The sequence below is a fragment of the Rapidithrix thailandica genome, assembly GCF_039710355.1.
In the GTDB taxonomy this organism is placed as follows: domain Bacteria; phylum Bacteroidota; class Bacteroidia; order Cytophagales; family Flammeovirgaceae; genus Rapidithrix; species Rapidithrix thailandica.
In genome coordinates this window covers 130,489-155,559 of the sequence record NZ_JBDKWZ010000017.1, presented here as the reverse complement: position 1 = coordinate 155,559, position 25,071 = coordinate 130,489, and the positions used below count along the sequence as shown (strand labels likewise).

Below are 25,071 nucleotides of genomic sequence, written 5' to 3'. Positions count from 1 at the left end.
ACTTGTCAGGAGAAAAGAACAGTCTAAAATAACGATTGTTGTTCCGGATAATCCACTGCTTGAAACAATTCAGCTCCTTCGTTGGCCACCGTATTGACCAACTTTCCTACCGTATAAGTTTGCAAAGAAATAGGGGGCCTTGCTTCTAACCATTCAGGTATTTCTTTGGGTGAAAGGTCATTACTCAGATAGGGCTTTTCATCTTCGGGAGCAAGGATTACCGGCATGCGCTCATGGATATAAGATAAGCCCGGATTGGCTTCCTGAGTCAGGATCGCAAATGTATACACGACACTACCGGTAGCAGCTTGCCATTGCTCCCAAATACCCGCCATTGCAAACAAGTTCTCCCCAGGCAAAATAATTCTATGTGGGATTTTCTGTTTGCCTGAAATACGCCATTCGTAATACCCATCGGCAATCACCAAACACCGTTGTGTTGCAAACGCATTTTTGTAAGCTCTTTTCTCCAAAACCGTTTCCAAACGGGCATTGATCATCTTATATCCCATCCGTTCATCTTTGGCCCATGGAGGCACAAATCCCCAACGAAATACCTGTCCTCGTTGAGGGGCATTTCCCGTAACGACAGGTAATAATTGGCTTGGAGCGGCATTCCATCTAGGCTGTAATTTTTCCGGGTTAAATTGAATGCCAAACCGGCTTTCGATGTCCTCTTGCTTTTTACTTACTGAAAATCTGCCACACATGATACATTAATTTTTATGATGAGACAAAACGGAAAAATAGTTAACTATAAAACACATATGACATATCACTTTTTCAAAATGGATTTTCCTCTGCTAGTTTACAAATTATTCATACTAAAACCCACTAAGGCTCGGTAAGATTTCTAGCTTTGCAAAACAAAGTAATCCTGATACATTATGAATGAGAAGCGCAACCCTTGGAAAAAATTAACAACCGAAACAGTCTATGACAACCCCTGGATCAACGTACGGGAAGACCAAGTCATTACTCCGGCAGGAAAAGAGGGCATTTACGGAGTGGTTAGCTTTAAAAACTATGCTTTAGGAATCATTCCGGTCGACCAAGACGGCAACACTTGGCTGGTCGGACAATACCGCTACACGCTAGATGCATATTCGTGGGAAATCCCCATGGGGGGTGGATTGATGGAAAATGGAATATTGGAATCGGCTCAACGGGAGTTGCAGGAAGAGACAGGCTTAATAGCTTCTCACTGGACAGAAATTATGAAAATCCATACTTCCAACTCTGTTACGGATGAAGTAGGCTTTGTTTACCTGGCTCAAGGCCTTACCCAAGGCCTTACTGACTTTGATGAAACAGAAGTGCTCCAAATCCAAAAGCTTCCCTTTAATAAAGCAATTCAGATGGTAATGAATGGACAAATCACCGATGCCATCAGCGTAGCCGGCCTTTTAAAAGCGAATTTATTACTCCAAAAATAAACACTTAGGAGCTTTCCATTCTACTTACGGATAACAAAGCACTGCTCAACAAACGATTTATTCTCCCTGTAAAGCCCTCATTATCTGGCATTCAAGCTATGAGGGCCTTTCATTTTCACTCATTGGCGAGGATTATCAATACCTGATATTGATTTTATTAAAATTTATTCTCTTCCAATTATACAATACCAACATGGTTAATCCTGAAATAAACAGTGGTTAACCTACACAAACCACAAATCCTTACAATTTGATTATCAATAATTTCCGTTAAAATTTTCTCCCAATAAGATTAGAATTGTTTACTTTTGTAAAGCAACTCAAAAATTACTCAAGCGATTCATACCACCAGGCTGTCACTGACAAAGCTCATACAACACAACCATGAAGGAGTGAGGGGGATTCCTATGAAAAATAGGAGTTAAAAAATTGTGAATTAGCATTAATTCTTACAAGGCTTATTACATACGATTTTATAATTCGAAGAATATTTATAAAAAAAAACCATGAAAATCATACGCTTAAGAAGATGCCTTCTATGAAGTTGTTAAAGGCATACGACTATCCATAAACAATTGTATTTTGAATAAAAAGGAATGCCAACAAGCAAGTATGGAGAGTGTTATGAAAGGAAATCCACAGAGTAAATTGTATTATTTATAGGTAGAGCTAAAGGCTGTAAAATGGAGACGTTTCCTTTTGCCCTGTACATTTCCACCTGACTTCACCAATCCCAACAAATAGAAATAGCGATTTATTTAGTTTTTATATGATTATTCTAGAAATAGAAAATACAAAATCCGCCCAATACCTTTCTTCAGGAGGTAAATATTAAATTGAAATTTTGGGCAAATTTTAAGTTAACTATTTAAAAACCTTTGAGATTTAGACAAAATGAGAATCGATGAGTTTGATGCTTTAAATTTGAAAGAGAAAGCAAAATTAGTATTTTCAAGGTTCCAATATCTGGAATCTGTTCAGAAGGAAGAATATTTGAAAATACTGTATGCAGGGAAAAAAGGAAAACTGATGGTGGAGGTAATCTTGCATAGGTTGACTAATGATGTGGAAAAGATCACTCGCATCACACACAACGGCCAACTCATGCCTTTTGTCGACAAAGTAGATATTGAAAGTTTAGAATGTAAATAATTGATTTGTTCACTTATAGATAAACCAAATGACTCCTGAAGACTTTAACCAATTATCACTAACAGAAAAGGGAGAAATTGTTTTCAACCACTGTGAGTTCATCGCTTCAAGAGAGCATTACCATTATACATTGAACCTCTATGCAGGCTTTGACTATTTGATAGAGGTCTGGTATAATGACTTAAGTATAGGTATTGAAAAGATTCAGATGATTTCCAATATCAATCAGATATATTCTTATTTCGAAGATGTATCTTTAAAAGAGATTGAGAACCTTATTTGATTTGTGTAAATTACATTTAGCCGATTAACTTATGATCCACTTCTTATTCATTTGGAAGTGGATTTTTTTTGTTTGGCATTCCGGTAAGCCTCATGAGGATATATTGAAGTGAATTAAACTTTTTCTTTTTGCTAAAAAATGTTTCAAGAACGCCTCCTCTGTCTTACTTTTTGCAATAATAGCTCTGGCGATTCTCTTCAAAAAGTGCCTTGATGAGCCGGTTTTGATTCCATCTTCGGTCAAAAACTATACGTAGAAACCACTTCAATAAAAAAGCCCGGGGAGACCGGGCTTTTATTTGAATAAACGGGCAGTTTATTTTAATTCCAGATATTTTAAAAACTCATCTTTTACTGCCTTATCTTTAAACTTCCCTCCATAATGTGAGGTAACGGTTGCACTGGTTATATCTTCTATTCCTCGCATCGACACACAGAGGTGCTGAGCATTGATTACTACCGCTACATCTTCGGTTCCCAGTGTCGTTTTAAGATCGTTGGCAATTTGCACTGTCAACCTCTCTTGTACCTGAGGCCGCTTGGCATAATATTGCACAATACGGTTAATCTTGGATAAGCCAATCACTTTCCCATTGGAAATATAAGCGACATGTGCTTTCCCTACGATGGGGACAAAATGATGCTCACAGTTGGAATAAAAACTAATATCCTTTTCCACCAGCATTTCATCGTATTTATACTTGTTGTCAAACAAGCGGATGTCCGGCCGGTTTTTAGGATTTAACCCACTAAAAATCTCGTTAACGTACATTTTAGCTACTCGGTAAGGTGTACCCCTTAGCGAATCGTCCGTAAGGTCCAAACCGAGGATTTCCATAATTTCACGAAAGCGCTCTTCAATCAGAGCCACTTTTGTGTCATCGTTGAGTTCGAATGCATCTTGTCGCATGGGTGTATCATGGGAAGTCCCTACATGCTCATTGCCAATTTGATCGATGATACCGATCTCCTCTCCATTGCGCATTGTAGTTTCCGTTACGTTTTGCGATGAACCATTTTCGTCAAGATGCAGGGTATTCCACGAAGTTTCGTTCTGTTTCATAAAGCGTGATTTTTAAATCGTATTTTGCATCAAGTTTTTCACGAAGGATATCGTGAATCACTACGGCAATATGTTCCGCAGTGGGGTTGAGCTCTTTAAATTCAGTTGTATCAAGGTTTAAGTTTTTATGATCAAATTTTTTGATCACATTTTCATGGATTAGGTCTCTCAGGGTTTTTAAATCTATCACATACCCCGTTTCAGAATCGACTTCACCGGTTACTTTTACAATTAATTCATAGTTGTGCCCGTGGTAGTTAGGATTATTGCATTTCCCAAATACCGCTGTATTTTGTTCTTCCGACCAAGAAGGGTTATGTAACCTATGAGCCGCATTGAAGTGCTCTTTTCTATATACCGACAATCTCATTATCGTACCTGTTGCTTGTTCTGTTAATGACTAATGTTAAAAATATAGCTTTTTATTCACAAAGGAAGGGCTCACGGATAAGGGTATCTGTTTTCTGTTTTTACCTTTTTATCTCAATCCCATCCCACAACTATCTGCAAAGGTATATAGTTCCGCTCACCTTGTCCTTAGCATAAACAGAAATATTCACCAAACTGTTTAAGTATATACATATAACATTAAACAATTAGAGTTAATTTCTCTGAAAAAGAAGGAATTAACATCTTCCAATCCGGAAATTCCCATATAAAGCCCTCGATATCTACCATTGTTCATCTGCCCCAGGCAGTTGTCAAATGCAAAAGGAAGGCATTTATGGAATCCACACAAAACACCCTTCCCAAGGCATACGTCCCTTGGCTTTCGCCTTACCTGAAAAAGGTTCTTTATGAATCGCAGGCAGGAATCTCTATTGCTACAAAATAAAATTTTGGATAATTCGGCTTTTTATCTCATTAATACCCATTTTTTCAAAAAACACTTCTTATTTTTGTATATACCAGAAGTTGTATTAAAAACATAGGCTTATAACAACGCTTTTCAGCCGGTTACAAGATTGTATGTTATAACACTCTCTCTGATCAATTTTTCATTGTAAACCGGTGTAAACCACCATCTGGCAAGTACCTTTCATCATCAGATAGTACGGCTAGACAGTGTGAAAATTTTCACGATATAAACAGACCCGTTTCAAGCTACTTCATGAAGGGCTGGTGGAATATATACAGCCTTTAAAAGGGGCGAAAAGTTAACCTCCCTCGTGAAGTATTGAACTCGTTTCCTTTGTCAAAGAAGAGGATATTTTATAATTTAAAACAAGTACCCAGCACTAACTAAAACCGAGCAAAACTTAATGAAACAGCTACGTACATTTCTATTGGCAGTTTGGATAGCGTTCTTAATGGTATCCTGCTCCGACTCTGAAAACCTTGAAATCACTTATAAGAATTTTGAGGAAGAAGTGGCCCTGCAACAAAACCTTTCCATGATTTTTAATCAGGACTTGGTAGCACAGGAGCAATTGAACTTCTGGGTGGATGAACCTTTGATTGAATTTAGCCCGGAGGTTGCCGGTAAGTTCAAATGGATTTCAAAAAATGAATTGGTCTTTTCACCGGAAGCAGGCTTTAGGCCCAACACACACTATAAAGCCAAGCTTTCCGCACAAGTTGCTACGGAAAAGAAACTGGGGGAAAGTACTCAGTTTGCCTTCCACACGCCTTTCCTCAACCTGGTAAATACCGATGTTTTTTGGTCTGCCAGCCATCAAGGCTCTCCGGTAGTCAAAATGATGTTGAACTTCAACTATCCGGTCACACCGGAGCAAGTAGGGCAGTTGGCATCTCTGACGGTAAACGGAAAGGAAGCAAACTTTCAAGTACAATCCACCTCTCCTACCAGTTCCGTACAGTTGACCTTACAGGAAGAAACAGCAACCCAACTGGACAAACAAGCGGTACAAATCAAAATCGCTAAAGGGCTTAAACCTGCCGAAGGAGAATACGAAGCGGAAGAATTGCTCTTTGAAACGAATATTCCCGCTAAGGATAAATTCCGGATCACACAAGCGCTGGCCGAATACGATGGCGATGAGATGGTCATTCATGTTTACACCAACCAAAGTGTAGGCAGCGATCAAATTAAAAAGTATGTCAAAGTTTCTCCTCAAATAAACTTTAAAGTAGAAAAGCTGGACTTTGGTTTTATCCTGAAAGGAGACTATGATATCGGTCAAAATTACAAATTACTCATTGACAAAAATCTGAAAGGTATTTTCCAAACAGGCATGAACCATAACTTTGAACAAGTTATCCTGTTTGGAGATGTGGAGCCCAGCATTAGTTTCACCTCCCAAAAAGCGATTTACCTGACAAAAAAAGGTAACAAAAACATCGGTATGCAGATAGTAAATGTGCCGAAAGTTACCGTTACGGTTCGCAAAATATACAAGAACAATATTCAGGAGTACCTCCGGGAATCGGGGAGTTTGTACTCCTATGTATCCGATTATGACTATTATTATGTAAATGATGAGAACTATTCGGATGTCGTTTTCGAAACAACCCTGCAATCCAAAGATTTGCAAAAGTCGGGAAATTTAAGTCTGGTAAACTTAGGTTTTCAGGACGCCAACCCGTTAAAAGGTATTTACAAATTAACGGTAGCATCCAGTGAAGACCGCTATTTAAAAGCCACCAAGGTCATCGCAGTATCGGATATCGGCTTGATAGCCAAAGCAAGTGACAATGAAGTGTTGGTATTTGCCAACTCATTGAAAACAGGCGAACCGCTCAACGGTGTGGCTGTCAGCTTGATTAGTACCAACAATCAGGAAATCTATACGGTCAATACAGACCACCGGGGGATTGCCGTGTTCCCGGATGTAAAAAAGAAAGCCCCGGGATTTAACGTCAATATGGTGACGGCACAGTTAGGAGATGATTTCAACTATATGCACTTCCGGCAAACTCATGTGGAAACCTCCCGTTACGAAGTGGGCGGAATGCGTAATAATGAAACAGGCTTACAAGCTTTCATCTATGGGGACCGTAATTTGTACCGCCCCGGTGAAACCATCCACTTGAAAACCATTATCCGGAAGAACAATTGGGAAGCGGTAAAAAAGATCCCGATCAAAGTAAAACTGCTAATGCCCAATGGAAAGGAGTTCTTTTCTCAACAAGTGGATTTGAACGAACAAGGCACTTACGAAACCTCGATCAAACTTCCTGATAACAGTGTTACGGGCACCTACCAATTGGAAGTATTGACGGCCAATGATGTAATGCTCAGTACGCGTGCCATCAGTGTGGAAGAATTTATGCCCGACCGGATCAAAGTAAATGTAAACACCAATGGGGAAGATTTTGAAATGGGAGAAATAATCAAGTTGGATGCTCAGGCCTTGAACTTGTTCGGTCCTCCCGCACAAAACCGGAACTATGAAGTGGAAATGCTCTTATCCCGGAAGTATTTCTCTCCCAAAGGCTTAAAAGATTATGACTTTTCTATAGAAGGGCTAAAAAACAATTATTTCGATGATGAACTTCGGGATGGCAATACCGATGAAGAAGGGAAATTCAGTGAATCTTTTGAAATAGCAGATGACTACAAGAACCACGGCTTATTAGAAGGAAAAATCTATACTACCGTTTTTGACGAAACGGGGCGCCCTGTTCACCGTCTGTCCAAAGTTACGGTTGCTACTCAAAAAACATTCTATGGAATCAAGTACTTTGACAGCTATGTCAAAGCCAATCAAACCATACATATTCCGTTGGTGGCCGTCAACAAGGAAGGCAAAGTATACCAAACAGCCAAAGCCCATGTCCAAATCATCAAGAACGAATGGCAAAGTGTGTTAGAGAAAGACAGCTACGGACGCTACCGGTATGTATCCCAAAAGAGGGAAAACCTGTTGGAAGACCAAGTCATTACCCTCAATGGTAAAAACACCAACTTTCCCTTTGTTCCCAGCCAATCGGGAAGCTATGAGGTACGGGTAAGAGCACAAGGTTCTGACAGCTATGTTTCCCAGCACTTTTATGCTTACTCCTGGGGCAGCACCACCCACTCTTCTTTCGAGGTGGACAAAGAGGGCCAAATCCTCATAGAGTTTGACAAAGAACAATACGAAGTTGGAGAAACCGCCAACATATTATTCAAAGCTCCTTTCTCTGGCAAAATGTTAGTAACCGTTGAAAAAGACAAGGTATTTGACTATTTCTTTGTTGAAGCTGATAAAAAATCTGCCTCTTATACTTTGCCGATCCGCAAGGAGTATTTGCCGAATGTATACGTGACGGCCACATTGATCAAGCCGGTAACCGACAATGCTATTCCTTTAACAGTGGCTCATGGTGTGGCTCCGTTTAAGGTAAATGATCCCGAAACCAAAATTAATTTGGAAATTCAGGCTCCGGAAAAATCCCGATCCAAACGCAAACAAGAAATTGTAATCAAATCGGATTTAGAACAATCAGATATTGAGGTTACTGTAGCAGTGGTAGACGAAGGAATATTACAAATCAAAAACTATTCGTCACCAGATCCTCACAAGTATTTCTTCCAAAAAAGAGCCTTGCAGGTAGAGTCTTATGACTTATACCCTAAATTATTCCCGGAACTGGCCCCTTCTCCCAACAGCTTTGGAGCAGGGGGATATGATATGGGCAAAAGGGTGAACCCTCTTACTAACAAAAGAGTAAAACTGGTGAGCTTCTGGAGTGGTACCTTAAAAACCGATAGTGACGGTGAAGTAAAATACACCGTAGATATTCCTCAGTTTTCGGGTGACTTGCGCGTCATGGCTGTAGCCGTGAAAGATGGAGCCTTTGGCAGTGCCGATGCTCATATCAAAGTAGCGGACCCCGTGGTGATCAGCAGCGCTTTACCTCGCTTTATGAGTCCTACGGACAAGGTGATTATGCCGGTGACTTTATCCAATACTACGGATAAGTCTATCAGTGCCGGTGTAAACCTAAACACTGAAGGAGAAGTAAACATTGCCGGAAATAACAATCAAAACGTGAGTATTCCCGCCAACAGTGAAAAAACCGTAGTATTTAACCTGGAAGCAAAGCAAGCCATTGGCCAGGCAAAAGTAAGCGTACAAGTAAAAGCGCTCAACGAAACCTTCTCCGAAGAAGTGGAAATGACCGTTCGCCCTTCTACTTCCGTACTCAAAACCAGCGGATCGGGAATGGTAAAAGCCGGTCAGTCGGCAAAACTGGACTTCAAAAAAGACTTCTTGTCTTCTTCCATTGACGCTAAATTGTATGTGAGTAAATTGCCTTTGGTACAATTTGCCGACAACATGAATTACCTGGTTCGCTACCCCTATGGCTGTGCCGAGCAAACCATCTCAACGGCTTTCCCTCAAATCTACTTTGCCGATTTAAGCAAAGCCTTAGGCAATTTGAGTGGCGCTACGCTTAATCCTAATCAAAATGTAGTGGAAGCTATCCGGAAGTTATATACCATGCAATTGTACAACGGTGGGTTAGCTTACTGGCAAGGAGGATATAAGGACAGTTGGTGGGCCACTGTATATGCAGCGCATTTCTTAATGGAGGCACAAAAAGCCGGGTTTGATGTGGATCAACAGTTTCTGGATAGGTTGTATAGTTATCTGAAAAAGAAAGTCAAACAAAAAAATCAGATCGAATATGTCTATTGGGATGCCAATCAGCAATTACGCACCAAAAAGATTGCGCCCAAAGAGATTTTCTATTCTTTGTATGTCTTAGGAATGGCCGGACAAAAGGATGTTTCTACAATGAATTATTATAAGAAACGCCCTGAAGACCTCTCACTTGACTCTAAATATATGCTAGCTTGTACCTATTTGGTTGCCGGAGACCATGGCAACTTCCGCAAGTTATTACCTCCTCAATTTGCCGGAGAAAAATCCAAACCGGCATTTGGCGGAAGCTTCCATTCTTATATTCGCGACAGGGCCTTGGTATTAAATGTACTCTTGGAAAACGATCCTAAGAATGCCCAAATCGGTACATTAACCAAAACGCTCACCGAGCAAATGAAACAGAGCCGCTACTTATCCACTCAAGAGCAAGCCTTTGCAATGTTGGCTTTAGGAAAGCTGGCCAAACAAAAAGCCGGTTCAAAAGCTACGGCAAAACTGATAGCCAACGGCAGCCAACTTGCCTCTTTTGATGGCAAAGACGTGATTCTAAAAGACAAAATTGCCGGAAAGTCCGTCCAGTTACAAGCTTCCGGAGGCGAAGTTTACTATTTTTGGGAAATGGAAGGATTGAACGAGAGCGGTGAGTATGTAGAAGAGGACAATCATTTGAAAGTCAGACGGGAATATTTTGACAGAGAGGGCAACCGCCTCAGTGGAAATGTATTTGAACAAAACGACCTGGTAATTGTCAGACTTTCATTGACGGCAGATGTTCCAAATGTTGAAAATGTGGTCATTACCGATATGTTACCGGCAGGCTTTGAAGTAGAGAACCCTCGCATCGGCAGCATTTCCGGAGCCCAATGGGCCAAAGATGCTTCTTCAGCCGAGCATTTTGATTTCCGTGACGACCGGGTACATGTATTCACCTCAGCTTCCACCACGGCCAAGCATTTCTACTACTCCGTACGGGCTGTCTCCAAAGGGGAGTTTGTAGTAGGGCCTGTAAGTGCCGATGCCATGTACAACGGTGAATACCACTCTTATCATGGAGCAGGAAAGATCCGGGTAGAATAATGACAAAAAAGAATTTAAAATACAACCATCAAACATTCACTTCCTATCTTAAAACCAAGAAAAAAGGCGACCTGCAGGTTGCCTTTTTTCTTGGTTTCCTCAATTCCGATCCCCCTGACTCCAAAAAGAAGTCATAACATTCCTGAACAATTGAGGATTAATTAAAAACAGTTCGGAAATAATGCCTCATCATTCCGTAACTTTGTGAACAGTATGCTTTTTAGGATAACTGCTTAATGAAATAAATTCCTTAGGGCTTTCTTTGGAGAAAAGTCCGTAAATAGAGAAATTGCGAAATTGTTCTTTACAACTTGTTAACATCTATTTTCAAAATGATTTACTCTTACAACTAAAATTAAAGTAGACCTTAGTTTGAAAATTTGATAAAATCTGTCATAAGCATTTGTTTAACAGTAATTTTGCGTATCCAAAACCGGGATAGTGGCAGCATAAGCCACTCTGCTTCCAAGGCACGAAGGGAAAAAGTAAATCTGAAAATAGCGATTTTGTAAAGGCAACCATTTGTAAGCAAGGATCATTATTTGATAAAAAAGCAGATATCTCTAATTTTGCGAGTTGAAAAAATGCAGGGTTACTGCGGTATCTACTTTAAACCATAGCATGAAGGAGAACATTGATAAGGCGAATTTGCCTCAGCACATCGCCATAATTATGGACGGAAACGGCCGATGGGCAAAACAAAAAGGTTCGATGAGGATTTTTGGGCACAAAAGTGCCGTACAATCCGTCAGAGAAGTGACCGAAGGCGCAGCCGAGCTAGGTATTAACTACTTAACACTCTATGCCTTTTCTACGGAAAACTGGAACCGCCCGGCTTTGGAAGTGGAAGCGTTGATGCAGTTGTTGGTAAGTACGATTAAAAGTGAAACCAAAACACTCCTGAAAAATAACGTTCGGCTCTCTACGATAGGGGATTTCAATGCCTTACCGAAGAAATGTCAAAAAGAATTGAAGGAGGCCATGGACCTCACCCGGGAGAATACCGGGCTGAACCTGGTGTTAGCATTGAGCTATAGTGGTAAATGGGAATTGCTCCAGGCCGTCAATGCCATTGTACAGGAAGCAAAAAACAACAAAGACATTCCGGAAAATATTGACGAAGATTTCTTTCGAAACTATTTGGAAACCCGGAACATTCCCGACCCGGAATTACTGATCCGGACCAGTGGTGAAATGCGCATCAGCAACTTCCTTTTATGGCAAATCGCTTACTCTGAATTGTTCTTCACAGATGTACTATGGCCGGACTTTCGTAAACAACACCTTTACGAGGCCCTACTTTCATATCAAAAAAGAGAACGAAGATTTGGTAAAACCAGCGAACAGTTGAATGAATCGGTTGGTAATTGATAATTATTGAAATATGTTCATGGATAAATTTTTCTTGTCAGGCACTGCTAACAAACTTATCGTAACCAGTCTATTACTCCTCTCCTTTCTGGCAGTAATACCTGACCAAGCACAGGCACAACTGGGCTTTCAACTCAATTCCGGAAGTTCACAAGATATCGATTATGGAAATCCCAAAGAATATAAAATTGCGGATATCAATGTCGTGGGTTCTCAATTTAACGACAAAAACTCCCTGATTTCCATTTCGGGTTTGAAAGTGGGCGACAAAATACGCATCCCCGGAGATGACATTTCTATGGCCGTCCGGAAACTTTGGAAACTCGGTATTGTGGGCGATGTCAAAATCACCGTGACGAAAACCGAAGGAAATGAGGTCTATTTGCAAATTGAATTGACAGAACGCCCTCGTCTTTCCCGCTATTTCTTCAATGGTGTACCCAAAGGACAACGGGAAACCTTAAGCGAAAAAGTCAATTTGATCCGGGGAAGAATCGTCACAGATGCTTTGGTTAAAAATGCCCGGAATGCCATTATCAACCATTACTCAAGCAAAGGATTTAAAAATTGCCAGGTCGAAATCACCCAGGAAAAGGATTCGCTTTTGGCGAATGGAGTGATTCTTCATGTCAACATCGACAAGAAGAAAAAAGTGAAAATTCATGAAATTCAGTTTGAAGGGGTGACACAAGTGAAAGAGAAGAAACTGAGAAAAAAAATGAAGAAAACCAAAGAGAAACACTTTACCCATCTCTTTACCCCTTCTAAGTTTATTGACGAAGAATACCGCAACGATAAAAAGAACATCATCGAGTACTACCGGTCTATGGGTTTCCGGAATGCAACCATCGTTGCTGATTCGGTATATGATCACAATGGCAAAATGGTCAATGTGAAGATCAAAGTCGATGAAGGAAAGAAATTTTACTACCGCAACATTACCTGGACCGGCAATTACAAATTCAATGATGAGATGCTCTCCAGAGTACTGGGTGTAAACCGGGGAGATGTGTACAACCCTCAGGAATTATCCAAGCGACTCAACTTTAACCCTAGCGGAGCGGATGTTTCCTCTCTCTATATGGATGACGGATACTTGTTTTTCAATGTGCAACCTATTGAAGTATTGGTAGAAGACGATTCGATTGATATTGAAATGCGGATGTACGAAGGAGAACAAGCTACCATCAATAAAATCATTGTCAATGGAAATACCAAAACCAGTGATCATGTGATTTACCGGGAGCTTCGCACCATTCCCGGGCAAAAATTTAGCCGGACAAACTTGATCCGGACGCAACGGGAACTGGCAGCTTTAGGCTATTTTGACCCTGAAACCATTGAAATCAACCCTGTTCCTAACTTTGCGGACGGAACGGTAGACATCGAATACAATGTCACGGAAAGACCCAGTGACCAAATCGAACTTTCCGGTGGTTGGGGAGGTCAGTTTGGCTTTGTGGGTACTTTGGGATTGGTGTTTAACAACTTCTCCCTTCGCAAGATCACCGACCTCAAAGCCTGGAGACCCTTGCCGGCCGGTGACGGACAGCGCTTATCCTTGCGCCTTCAAGCCAATGGTAGACGTTTCCAAACTTATTCGTTCTCCTTTACCGAACCTTGGTTAGGAGGAAAACGTCCGAATGCCTTTACCGTAAGTTTAAGCCGCTCTATCCAGCGCTTGATTGACTATAGAACAAATCGTACTAACGGAAGCTTAAAAGTAACCGGAATTACATTGGGCTTGGGAAGACGCTTGAAATGGCCGGATGACTTCTTTACCATGAACAATTCGGTTAGTTTCCTGATGTACAATTTGGATAACTTTAGAACAACAGGATTTGGGGGGTATGACAACGGTAGATCGTATAACATCACCTTTAACACCACCATTGCACGAAACAGCATTGATAGCCCGACTTTCCCTAGAAGAGGTTCACAATTGTCGTTATCAGTGAGTTTGACGCCTCCTTACTCTAAGTTCGGTGGAAAAGAATTTGGTGAACCTACTGAGGAAACTAAGTTCAAATGGGTAGAATATCACAAATGGATGTTTGATAACTCTTGGTTTTTACCTATTTTGGACAAGTTGGTGTTAAATGCTCGCATGCACTACGGTTTTATCGGGAAGTACACGCCTTCCAGAGAGATCGGTCCTTTTGAGCGCTTTATCTTAGGGGGTGACGGCTTATCGCAAAACAGCTTTCTGTTAGGTACGGAGATTGTCGGATTACGGGGTTATGAAAACAACTCCATCCTTCCGTTTGAGTCAAACGGTACGGGGGGTGTAGCTTACGGGAAATATGTCTTGGAATTGCGCTATGGTGTTTCCTTGAACCCGGCAGCGACAATCTTCGTATTGAGCTTCCTGGAAGCAGGGAACAACTGGGGCTCTATTGATGAGTTCAACCCTTTTGTAGTGAAACGTTCTGCTGGAGTAGGTGCCAGAGTGTTTATGCCAGCCTTCGGTATGCTGGGTGTTGATTGGGGATACGGATTTGACAATATTCCTGGAAATCCGTCTGCCAATGGAGCCCAGTTCCACTTTACCATTGGTCAGCAAATTCGATAATCACTACTTAACATGAAACCTACTGTTGTTACCTTATTTTTGTTCTTCTGCCTTTCAGCTGTTTCCTTCGGGCAACGATTCGGCTACATTGATACGCAGGTAATTTTAGAAAAAATGCCCGAATATCAAGAAGCTGAAAAGGAACTCGATCGCTTGGCCATGAACTGGCAAAACGAGATCGACCAAATGAAAAAACAGCTGGACAGCCTGAAAGAAAACTACCAGGCTGAAGAGATTTTATTGACTCCCGAACTGAAGAAGGAGTACTTGGCAGAAATCAAATTGAAGGAAGACGAACTCAGAGAGTTTCAAAGCAATACCTTTGGCTATGAGGGACTTCTGTTTTTGAAAAGGCAAGAATTGATGAAACCGATTCAAGACAAATTGTTCAAAGCCGCAGAGAAAGTAGCCAAACAAAAAAAGTTATCTATCGTATTCGACAAAGCGGGAGATTTAGTAATGCTTTACACTGATCCCCGCCATAATTATACAGATTATGTGTTGGAGGAGCTAGGCTTGGGCGACCCTGCCGACACTCCGCGTTAAGAAATGTTTATGTATTAATTAAAGCTAATTTCTTAGAAAAGAAATACTTTATTATTTATGTTTGTAAGGATTAACAATAATAGTAGACTGATGAAACAGAAATTCTTATTTACCCTGCTTACTTGCATGATCGCGGTGACGGGGGTATTTGCGCAGGGACAGAAGTTCGGTTATGTAAATGCAGACAGTGTTTTACAAGCACACCCAAAATTCGAAAACCAGAAAAAAGTTCTTGAAACTTACGGAAAACAACTACAAACGACTCTTCAAGACAAAGAAAAGGAATTGCAAGCCAAAATAGCGGATTATCAACAAAATGCAGCTGGATGGATTCCTGATGTATTGCAAGAGAAAGAAAAGGAAATCCAACGTTTGCAACAAGAATATCAGCAATTTAATGTAAGTGCAAACCAAAAATTGGGAATGAAAGAACAGGAGTTACTTTCTCCTCTTTCTGCGGATATCGAAAAAGCTATCCAGAGTGTGGCAAAAGAAAAAGGGTTTGACTTTATCTTAAGACAAGAATTATTCTTATTTTCTAATCCGGTATATGACATCACCGGTGATGTGATCACCAAGGTAAAACAAGCCGCTTCAGCTTCAAACAACTAAGAGCTGCGATCTTTTAAAAAGATCAAAAAAGCCTCTTCAAATTGATGAAGAGGCTTTTTTATTCAACAAATATTACCAACGATTCATCAAAGTGAAGGTATAACTTTACCCAACTCTATTACTTTCTTCTATGAAAAATTTAATTCAACCTCAAGCTTTAAAAAAAGGAGACAAAATTGCTGTCATTGCTCCTGCAGGAAAGGTAGATAAAACAAGAGTTGAAAAAGCACTTTCTGTTTTCTCGGATTGGGATTTGAATGTAGTTACCGGGAAATATTTATACGAAGAAAATCATTCCTTTGCCGGCTCAGACGCCCAACGGTTGGAAGACTTTCAAAATATGCTCAACAACTCACAAATACGGGCCATCGTCTGTGCCAGAGGAGGCTATGGCATTACACGGATTCTAGACCAAGTTGATTTTACACAATTTGTCAAAAAGCCTAAATGGATTGTGGGATATAGCGATATCACAGCCTTGCACGGAACCCTTCAGCAGCTGGGTATACAGAGTATTCATGGACCTATGCCCATTGGTTTTGATCCCAAAAATGCGGCGGATTCATTAGAAAGTTTACGAAAAATACTCTTCGGGGAAAAGTACAGTATAGAGGCTGACAGTAGTACATACAATCGCTATGGCGTAAGTAAAGGACAAGTTATCGGAGGCAACCTTTCATTGTTACTCAACGTGATGAGTACCCGCTCCGAACCGGACTATAAGGACAAAATTCTATTTATTGAAGATATTGACGAATACCTCTATCAAATTGACCGTCTGATGGTCCAGTTAAAAAGAAGCGGGAAACTTGCCGGGCTTGCCGGGTTAGTTGTCGGGCACTTTTCCGCCATCAAAGCCAATGAAAGCAATCCCTTCGGGCACAGCTATCAGGATATTATACTGGAGCATACAAAAGAATACTCCTACCCTATTGCATTTAACATTCCCATAGGACACGAACCGGATAACCTGGCAGTTCCTTGCGGAGCCCGGGCGACTTTGTTAGTCGATGAGGAAGAAACGCGAATCAACTTTGATAAAACAAACTCAAAAGCGGTATAAAGTATTGAAACACTTTATACCGCTTTTTCTCTCTTATCAAAATGACGGAAAACAATCAGTTTTTGTAAACCTTCTCTCCTGCCAATATTTTAATGTTCAAGTGGTTCTCCTGAGGCGGGATGGGACAATCGTAAATTTCATTATAGGCACAATAAGGGTTGTACGCATAATTGAAATCAATGACAATTTTATCATCTCTTTCCTCAAGGTCTAAATAGCGGCCGGCCCCATAGGTTTCCCTCCCGGAAGTTTCGTCCGTAAACGGCAAAAACAGCATATTTTCTGCTTGAGGAGTAGTACTCCGGATAGGTTTGAGTAGTAACAACTCGTGTTCCTTATCCCCCAAAGTAAAGCGCGCCTTTCCATATTTTAGAAAACTGCGCTCAAGATCTTGAGAGGTGGTAACCGTCAAGGTCTCCGGGATTTTATAAGGAACCACTTCGGCCTCTACCTTATAAGCAATATTTGCCTTGTAATACTGTAGCCCTCCAAACTTTTCTTTTTGTTGCTTATCCAAAGGTGACTCCGAATCATGTTTTAAGGAGCGGTCTTTTTTCTCACGATACTCAATCACTTCTTCCTCATAACTCTGATTGTATTCTACCCCTTCAAAGGAGTAATAAATGATCATGGACACCACGACAATTACCACAAAAAAGAAAATGTAATTTGTGCTTTTCCCTTTCATTTTTTCTTTGATAAATAATAGGACAATTTTTCTTTCTTCCTCCCCACGACTCTCCCTACCAGGGCTTGAATATAATTAAAAGAAGTCACACATAAAAAAGACAAGGAAAAAGTGCCATACAGGGAGCTTTTGGGTTCTGCCTGTAGTATTTTTCTTCGTAGAAGAATCATTATGTAGACATAAAGAATCCGCTTCTCTCTCAAAAAAGCCCTTCATCGGCAAAACTAAAGTAGCCATGGTTGGAAAATATCAAATGGTCCAACACGGGGATGTCCAATATCTTTCCCCCTTCCCGCATCTTGTGCGTCAATTGAATATCTGCCTGGCTAGGTTTTAGCCTACCTGAGGGATGGTTATGCACCAAAATAATATTGCTGGACATTTCGTCTACAGCTTTTTTGAAAATGACCTTGGGATCGGCCACCGTACCGGAAACCCCTCCTTTACTGACAGACTCCTTTTTGATCACATAATTGGCTCTGTTTAATAGTATTACCCAAAATTCTTCGTGAGGCAAATCCAATAAATGAGGCTTCATCAGTTCATACACATCCTCCGAGCAGGTAATCTGTTGTAAATCTTCTTTGGCCTCTGACTTCCTCCGGTTGCCCAGCTCCAAAGCACTGATAATCGTAATCGCCTTGGCCTCGCCAATACCCTTGATTTTTTTGTAATCTTTTATCCCAAAACGGGCCAAACGGTTCAGGCTGTTATCCGCTTGATTTAACAGAAGTTTGGCCACATCCACTGCACTCAACCGCTGAGTACCCGAGCCTAATAAAATGCCAATTAACTCCGCTTCAGACAGGGTACTTTTTCCTTTCAGCATCAACTTTTCGCGGGGACGGTCTTCTTCAGCCCAGGATTTAATGCTTAATTCTGACATAAATGCAAATCATTATTCCTTAAACAGGGATATAACTTCAGGAAGTTGGCGATTGTTTGAGGGGTCCGGTAGAATCCGAAGTACATTATTTTTTTGAAGCCGCAAATCATTATGTAACTTTCCCGAAAAGTGACCATGGCAGAAAATAAAGCTATCTGGAAAGATCAAACCGGGGAATTGGTAGAGATTGGATCACAACCCCAAAGAATTATTTCGCTGGTACCCTCAATCACAGAGCTATTAATAGAGCTGGGGCTGGAACAACAGCTCGTTGGCATTACTAAATTTTGTATCCACCCCAAAGAGCAATTACATAACAAGGTAAAAATCGGAGGAACCAAAAACTTTCACTTCGATAAAATCCATCCGTTACAACCGGACCTCATCATCGGCAACAAAGAAGAAAATTACAAAGAAGGCATTTTAGAACTACGGAAACAGTACCCCGTATGGTTAAGTGAAGTAAGTGATGTACCCAGTGCCTTGGACATGATTCTCTCTATCGGAAAAATTACCCGAACAACATCCAAAGCCAAGAGCTTAACAACAGAGATCCAGACCAACTTTAAAGCATTGGAAGTACTCCCTAAGAAAAAAGAAGGAGTCTTGTATTTTATCTGGCAAACCCCCTTTATGATTGCAGGCAACGACACCTATATCCATCATATATTGGCCTGTGCCGGTATGGAAAATTTAATACGGCAACCGCGCTATCCGGTGATCAACATTGAAGAAATCAAACAACTTCAACCGTCCAAAATATTGCTTTCCTCCGAACCTTATCCCTTTCGCGAAAAGCATGTAAAGGAATTTCAAAGGCTTTTCCCTGATAGTCAAATCATACTGGTTGACGGTACTTATTTTTCCTGGTTTGGCAGTCGTTTAAAAGCAAGCCCAGAGTATTTGCAAGAGCTTATCAAGGCTTGATCCGTTCAATTCTTCCAAGAAGAAACTCAGGTGATAAAAAGAGGATAAAAGTATTGAAAAATTGTATGTTTTTGTTCTTTGATCCCGCATTTTGAAGTACCTTTACCTGGAATTACAAGAACTGATAGCATAGACAATTAGCCAAATTATTTCGTTCATAAATCAGTTTACAATTTATTGCTAATCAGTTGACTACCATCATAATAAGCGCATCCCCTTTCATTGAAATCTCAAGCTGAATACAGCGTATAAATGCTTTGAGTGCCCGTCAATATGATGGCTTTCTTCATACGCTCTCAACAGAAGGCTTGTCCATTCAATGTTTCAAGCGGTCTAATGTAGAATTGAACTTAACAGGAACTTTTTGCGCTAAGGTAATAACAAAGAATAGTTAATGAATTCAAACAAACGGAGGAGTCCATGATGAACCAGGAATTAAAGTGCGGAGCCAAGAAGTTTCCCTTTCATAGCAAGTTAAGCTTTGCCCCAATATTCAATGATTGGAAAACCAGCCGAGACCAAACCAGCCCTTTCGAGGATCAGTTATTTAAACATTTTGAAAACTATATAGCGGAATATCCCTACTTGTTAGAGCCAATGGATACTTGTGATGTATTGAAAGACCATCACCATTTTGTGCAGTTGATTATGAAGTCCATCTTTCCGGTAGGACTCCGGGAAGAGGAGATTGCCGCAGCCTTTGTTCCCTTTGGCCTTGAATCCATATATTTCACTCCTCGATTCCAACAAATGGTAGGAGATAGGCCCAACAATTTGTTGGAATATGCCCAGGTTTCTCACGAGCAGGTCACCCGAACTAAGGTGTTACAAGCCTATTCTATGATTTTAGAGAAGTTTTACAATGTATCTACTTCTTTTAAAAAGGCAACTTTATTTAACATACCGGACGAAAATAACTTAATCAAAACATACCGTTTGGAAATCATTCCAAACTTTATCGATATCAAGCTCATCGGTAAACTCAAGCCCTTGACCCAAAAAGAAATTAACCATTTGATCAATAATTTTTTCGATTTGGACTTATGGTTAGAAGCAATTCCTCCTTGTTCTTTTGAATTTCAGGGCTTCATGGTCATGCGCCTGATTGATGTAACCGAACAGGAAATGCTTTCTGAGATTAAGAACTTTTTGTTGGAAAAGGACAGCATTGGTAAAGAAGACAAATTTGAGCATTTGCAAAAAAGTTTGCGCTCACTGGTAGGCTCGCCGCAATTACATTTAAGTGTGGCCATGTATCAGAAAAGCCTGAATAATTTTATCAACCTCCGCGACAACAAGGTAATGATGTACTGTAACATCAACCTGGATTGTCAGGAGTATTATGGAAATTACTTTGACGAGGTGCGGGAAAGCGGAACCCCTTTGATCTTAGATAATCTTGAAAATTTGGAAAACCCTCCACAATTTGTCCAAGACCTTCTCCAACGGGATGTAAAGAGTATCTTGATCGCCCCCTTGTTGTACGATAACGAGTTTGTAGGACTACTGGAGTTAAGCTCTTCCCTTCCTTCGGATATCAATGCTATTACCTTAAATAAAATTTCCGGAATTCTGTCCTTATTCTCTGTAGCCGTGAGGCGCAGTGCGGACGAATACGAAAGCAAGGTACAACAAGTCATCAAAGAACGTTTTACGGCCGTACACCCTTCGGTAGAATGGAAATTTATAGAGGAAGCCATCTCCATTTTGCAAGCTTCCGAAGCAGGGAAAAAACAGGAAGTAAAGCAACTGGTGTTTGACGATGTGTATCCGCTGTATGCAGCTACGGATATCCGGGGTTCTTCCGAAGAGCGAAACAGGGCCATTCAAAACGACTTGATGAAACAATTGGACCTGGCAAAAACCGCTATGCAAAAAGCCTATGAGGCCTACCCTTTTCCATTTTTTGATGAGTTGAATTTCAGGATTGAGAAAAATATGGAAAAAATCGAGAAGGGCCTGTATTCCGGTGATGAAGTAGGAACGATTGACTTTTTGCATAGTGAAATAGAATCTTGTATGCTTCATATCGAAGAACATAGCAAAGAAGAAGAGGTATTGAGGGCTATTCAGGCCTACTGGGATAAAATGGATGCTAGCCTGGGCATCTTTTACCAACAGCGTAAAGATTTTGAAGACAGCCTTACCAAGATCAATGAAATGGTTTCCAATTACATTGAACAAGAAGAAAAAAAGGCTCAAGAAATGTTTCCGCATTATTTCGAAAAATACAAAACAGATGGCGTGGAATACAATATGTATGTAGGGGCATCTATTTCCAAAGATCAACCTTTTAACGAAGCCTTTTTAAAGAATTTCCGGATCTGGCAGTTAATCATTACCAGTGAAATTGCCAGAATGACTGAAAAACTCAAACCCTCCTTAAGAGTACCTTTGGATACTACACATTTGATATTGGTACACAGTAACCCTCTGGCCATTCGTTTCCGGGCGGATGAGAAAAAATTTGATGTGGACGGAGCCTATAATATCCGGTATGAGATCATGAAAAAGCGGATTGACAAAGCCAATATCAAAGATACCCAGGAACGCTTGACCCAACCCGGAAAAATCGCGATTGTCTATGTACAACCCAAAGAGGCAACCGAGTACTTGGAGTACATCGAATATTTACAAAACCGGGGCTATCTGACCTCTGAAGTGGAACATTTTGAGTTAGAAGCCTTGCAAGGTGTTCAGGGATTGAAAGCACTCAGGGTTACTGTCAACCATGATATGCCTCGCACAAAAAGTCAAAAAGGACCCTTGAATAAAGAAGAAAATAAACAAAGCAAAAAACTACTACCCACTTCCAGAGAAATGGACCTTAGCTATTAAGGTCATACAAGAAGAATAGTAAAGATTTAAGTATATGAAATTTAATGCTCCCTGGATCTGCCTGGGTATTTTGTTAACTTGGATGAGTGCATGCAACGTAGACAAAAAGAAAACAATTCCTGAAGAAGCTATTGAGTTTACGACAACCGATCAATCCCGTATGTTTTTCAATAATGTACGGACCTTGGACTATGATCAGGAAGAAGATGATCAGACAGACAGGGTCTTTTACCGGATTGAAGAGCGAAATACGGATACTTTGCCCCCGGTATTGAATTTATGTATTGTCAATGATCCTTTTCATTACCGTGCATATATCATGCTGGAGCCCAATGCTTATTTTTCTCAACCTTATCATTTTGAAGTAGTGTGGAAAGACAGCCTCCTGAACACTTCCGGAAGTATTTCTTTTCAGGAAGGAAATATTATCGAACAATATTTGTTTATCACTAAGCTGTACAATAAGCTATTGGCCCAATGTCAATTTTATATAAAAGAAGAGAACATGGAAATCCCCCTGTTAAATACTGCCCAAGAACGGGAAGCCTTTAGAAAGACAATGATAGATTACTATCGGTTGATTAATGTATTATAAAATGTTCTAAGTAAAAACGGGTGGATTAAATTCCACCCGTTTTTACTTACTATAAATGTATTTGTCTACGAAGTAAATTAAACTTTTTCTTGTTCTTAAAAAACGTTTAAACCACTGCTACGACTAACTTACTTTCGCAAGTATCAATTCCGATAAAATAAAGGCCCCTTCTTTTAAGTAAGTATCCGGAATTTCATCTTCATTCATGATATCCTTTATCTCAGGGGCAATCGTTGCATTTTCCTCTAGTAAATCTTCCGAATCCCATTCATCCAACTCATCGATCTCTTTTTTACGCACTTCCTCATTCAAAGAAATCACCGTAGTTTCACGCAACTTGTTAAGCTCTTCAATATTTTGTTCCAACAATTTCAACTCCGCATCCGACTTTTTCCGCACCTGAAAAGCCTTTTCGATATGTTGCATCAGCGAATCATTGATAAAGTTAGAGCTATGGAATTGAATCGGTTGAATTTCGTCCCAAGGCAAGGCCGTAGGCTGCGAACTCTCTCCGAACTCCTCGGCACTGTAAGCGGAAGGTAATTCAACATCCGGTGTAACCCCGATATGTTGGGTACTGCTACCGGTGACCCGGTAATACTTAGCTAAGGTCAATTTCAACTGCCCCAAGGGTTCGTCCGTATTCAAAAAGCGGTTCAGACCAATTACTTGTTGAACGGTTCCTTTGCCAAATGTTTGTTCACCGATAATTAAGCCCCGCTTATAATCCTGAATTGCCCCGGCAAATATTTCCGAAGCCGAAGCACTAAAGCGGTTCACCAAGACTACTAACGGACCATCAAAGTCTACTTCAGGGTTATCGTCTTCTCCATGTTCCACGGTTCCGTCTGACCTCCGGATTTGCACCACCGGACCTTCATTGATAAACAAACCTGTTAATTGAATCGCTTCTTCCAAAGACCCACCTCCGTTAAATCTCAAATCTACGATCAGCCCGTCTACCTTTTCCTCTTTCAATTCACCCAGAAGCTTTTTAACATCCCGGTGAGTACTTTGAAATTCTTCTTCTCCGTTTTTCACCGCTTCAAAATCCAGGTAAAAGGCAGGAATCGTAATTACTCCAAATTTGAATGATTTCTCTTTGTTATCGAACTTAATGACTTTTTTCTGTGCAGACTGCTCTTCCAGATTGATTTTATCCCGCATCAACACCACTTCCTTAGGCTTTGCATGAATCCCGGCTTCGGCAGATACTACTTTCAATTTTACAACGGTCCCTTTAGGTCCGCGGATCAACTGTACGGCATCGTCTACTCGCCAACCTACCAAATCCGTATAGATGCTGTCCCCTTCCTGCGCTACGGCTACGATTTTGTCATCCACATTCAGGGAATTGGTTTTAAAAGCCGGCCCTCCCGGTATAATATCCTTTACGACAATATAATCGTTTTCCACCCCTAATTGTGCCCCGATACCTTCTAAAGAACGGCTCATATCAATGCGGAACTCTGCGGCCCGTTTTGGCGAAAAATAATTTGTATGGGGGTCATATGCCTCAGAGAATGAATTCATAAAAAGCTGAAACACATCATCACTGTTATATTGACTTATGGCTTTTCGGTATTGTTCATATCTTTTGGTAAGCTTTTGTACAATGGTATCCCAATCATCTCCACTCAATTTGAGATTCAATGCCTGACTTTTCAAATTTTTACGCCAGATTTCATCCAGTTCTCTTTCCGAAGCCGCCCAAGCAACACTTTCCCGGTTGACATCAAAAAATTCATCTTTGGTAAAGTCAAAGGACTTGCCTTGGTGCAAGCGTTTTTGAATTTTATCCACTCTATTATAAAAGCGATGACGGAATACTTCAAAAATAGCAAAGGGCGCCCCCAAATTTCCGTTTTTAAGATCATCGTCCAAATGAAAGCGGTAATCTTCCAAAACTTCCAAATCCGATGCCATGAAATATTGCCGGCTGTTATCCAAGGTATTGATAAAGCGCTCGAAGACGATGGAAGAGAGCGAATCATTAAAAGGAGGTTTGTTATAGTGGTACTGCCCTAAGATTGCCGTCACTAACATGGCTTCTTTATAATGATTGGCTTTAGGTTGTAAAATCTCGCTAGTATCCGATAGGCTTCCTGAATTCGGAACTTGTGATGTGGCCAACAGGGAGCTTATCGACAAGAAAAATACAAGAACAAAAGTTTTTAGTGCTCTTTTCATTACGTACATCTTCGATTTTAAATGACTAATTTTTATGTTCCCTATTTTTCAAGTCCTGCCTGAAAAACAGGTGATATGATGGTTATAGTTTTTTCAAATTTAAAAAAACACCGGACTTCTCACGACTTACCCTCCTTTCTGTTACTAAAAAAGGCTTTTACACAACTTCCCGCAAAAGCCGGCTCATTCAAGAGCAATCAGGCTACTTCGTCAAGTCA

General features: G+C 40.6%; 18 protein-coding genes. 12 read left to right on the top strand and 6 right to left on the bottom strand.

What is annotated here, in order from left to right; genetic code table 11:
* Positions 1–23: 23 nt before the first annotated feature.
* Entirely contained in the window at positions 24–710 is a 687-nt protein-coding gene (locus AAG747_RS23545; protein WP_346823696.1) for an SOS response-associated peptidase, read from the bottom strand.
* 177 nt (positions 711–887) lie between these two features.
* On the opposite strand from AAG747_RS23545, the gene AAG747_RS23540 reads away from it, so the two are divergent.
* From AAG747_RS23540 to AAG747_RS23530, 3 genes are all read left to right on the top strand, one after another.
* On the top strand, positions 888–1,436 hold the full coding sequence (locus AAG747_RS23540) for an NUDIX domain-containing protein (protein WP_346823695.1): 549 nt from the start codon (positions 888–890) through the stop codon (positions 1,434–1,436).
* 894 nt (positions 1,437–2,330) lie between these two features.
* Positions 2,331–2,588 carry a hypothetical protein gene (locus AAG747_RS23535; protein WP_346823694.1) on the top strand — a complete coding sequence of 86 codons (258 nt, stop codon included), beginning with the start codon at positions 2,331–2,333 and terminating at the stop codon, positions 2,586–2,588.
* Between the two features lie 28 nt (positions 2,589–2,616).
* Positions 2,617–2,871, top strand: coding sequence for a hypothetical protein (locus AAG747_RS23530; RefSeq protein ID WP_346823693.1), 255 nt, complete (start codon positions 2,617–2,619; stop codon positions 2,869–2,871).
* Positions 2,872–3,186: 315 nt separating this feature from the next.
* Here AAG747_RS23530 and folE read toward each other — a convergent pair whose 3' ends face one another.
* Both folE and AAG747_RS23520 read right to left on the bottom strand, forming a co-directional pair.
* The gene (folE, locus tag AAG747_RS23525) at positions 3,187–3,855 is read right to left on the bottom strand and encodes a GTP cyclohydrolase I FolE (protein ID WP_346823705.1); all 669 of its coding nucleotides are present in this window, start codon (positions 3,853–3,855) and stop codon (positions 3,187–3,189) included.
* A gap of 37 nt (positions 3,856–3,892) precedes the next feature.
* Positions 3,893–4,303 carry a 6-pyruvoyl trahydropterin synthase family protein gene (locus AAG747_RS23520; RefSeq protein ID WP_346823692.1) on the bottom strand — a complete coding sequence of 137 codons (411 nt, stop codon included), beginning with the start codon at positions 4,301–4,303 and terminating at the stop codon, positions 3,893–3,895.
* An 892-nt stretch (positions 4,304–5,195) separates the two neighbouring features.
* Between AAG747_RS23520 and AAG747_RS23515 the strand changes: the two genes are divergently transcribed.
* The 6 genes from AAG747_RS23515 (at position 5,196) to AAG747_RS23490 (ending at position 16,729) form a co-directional block, all read left to right on the top strand.
* Complete coding sequence (locus AAG747_RS23515) at positions 5,196–10,565, top strand: alpha-2-macroglobulin family protein (protein ID WP_346823691.1); 5,370 nt, start codon at positions 5,196–5,198, stop codon at positions 10,563–10,565.
* A gap of 621 nt (positions 10,566–11,186) precedes the next feature.
* The gene (gene uppS, locus AAG747_RS23510; RefSeq protein WP_346823690.1) at positions 11,187–11,936 is read left to right on the top strand and encodes an undecaprenyl pyrophosphate synthase; all 750 of its coding nucleotides are present in this window, start codon (positions 11,187–11,189) and stop codon (positions 11,934–11,936) included.
* Positions 11,937–11,955: 19 nt separating this feature from the next.
* Positions 11,956–14,508 carry an outer membrane protein assembly factor BamA gene (bamA, locus tag AAG747_RS23505; protein ID WP_346823689.1) on the top strand — a complete coding sequence of 851 codons (2,553 nt, stop codon included), beginning with the start codon at positions 11,956–11,958 and terminating at the stop codon, positions 14,506–14,508.
* Between the two features lie 12 nt (positions 14,509–14,520).
* Positions 14,521–15,054, top strand: coding sequence for an OmpH/Skp family outer membrane protein (locus AAG747_RS23500; RefSeq protein ID WP_346823688.1), 534 nt, complete (start codon positions 14,521–14,523; stop codon positions 15,052–15,054).
* A gap of 90 nt (positions 15,055–15,144) precedes the next feature.
* Positions 15,145–15,666, top strand: a complete 522-nt coding sequence (locus AAG747_RS23495) for an OmpH/Skp family outer membrane protein (RefSeq protein ID WP_346823687.1) — start codon at positions 15,145–15,147, stop codon at positions 15,664–15,666.
* 130 nt (positions 15,667–15,796) lie between these two features.
* Entirely contained in the window at positions 15,797–16,729 is a 933-nt protein-coding gene (locus AAG747_RS23490) for a S66 peptidase family protein (RefSeq protein ID WP_346823686.1), read from the top strand.
* 55 nt (positions 16,730–16,784) lie between these two features.
* Here AAG747_RS23490 and AAG747_RS23485 read toward each other — a convergent pair whose 3' ends face one another.
* Both AAG747_RS23485 and radC read right to left on the bottom strand, forming a co-directional pair.
* Entirely contained in the window at positions 16,785–17,417 is a 633-nt protein-coding gene (locus AAG747_RS23485; RefSeq protein ID WP_346823685.1) for a DUF1684 domain-containing protein, read from the bottom strand.
* 199 nt (positions 17,418–17,616) lie between these two features.
* Positions 17,617–18,303 (bottom strand): RadC family protein, encoded by a 687-nt coding sequence (gene radC, locus AAG747_RS23480; protein WP_346823684.1) that lies wholly within the window; start codon positions 18,301–18,303, stop codon positions 17,617–17,619.
* 135 nt (positions 18,304–18,438) lie between these two features.
* Here radC and AAG747_RS23475 point away from each other — a divergent pair, with 135 nt between their 5' ends.
* The 3 genes from AAG747_RS23475 (at position 18,439) to AAG747_RS23465 (ending at position 22,663) form a co-directional block, all read left to right on the top strand.
* The gene (locus tag AAG747_RS23475; protein ID WP_346823683.1) at positions 18,439–19,230 is read left to right on the top strand and encodes an ABC transporter substrate-binding protein; all 792 of its coding nucleotides are present in this window, start codon (positions 18,439–18,441) and stop codon (positions 19,228–19,230) included.
* Between the two features lie 420 nt (positions 19,231–19,650).
* Complete coding sequence (locus AAG747_RS23470) at positions 19,651–22,068, top strand: GAF domain-containing protein (RefSeq protein ID WP_346823682.1); 2,418 nt, start codon at positions 19,651–19,653, stop codon at positions 22,066–22,068.
* A 34-nt stretch (positions 22,069–22,102) separates the two neighbouring features.
* Positions 22,103–22,663, top strand: a complete 561-nt coding sequence (locus tag AAG747_RS23465) for a hypothetical protein (protein WP_346823681.1) — start codon at positions 22,103–22,105, stop codon at positions 22,661–22,663.
* Between the two features lie 123 nt (positions 22,664–22,786).
* Here the strand turns inward: AAG747_RS23465 and AAG747_RS23460 are convergent, their stop codons facing one another.
* Positions 22,787–24,853 carry a carboxy terminal-processing peptidase gene (locus tag AAG747_RS23460; protein ID WP_346823680.1) on the bottom strand — a complete coding sequence of 689 codons (2,067 nt, stop codon included), beginning with the start codon at positions 24,851–24,853 and terminating at the stop codon, positions 22,787–22,789.
* Between the last annotated feature and the right edge of the window lie 218 nt (positions 24,854–25,071).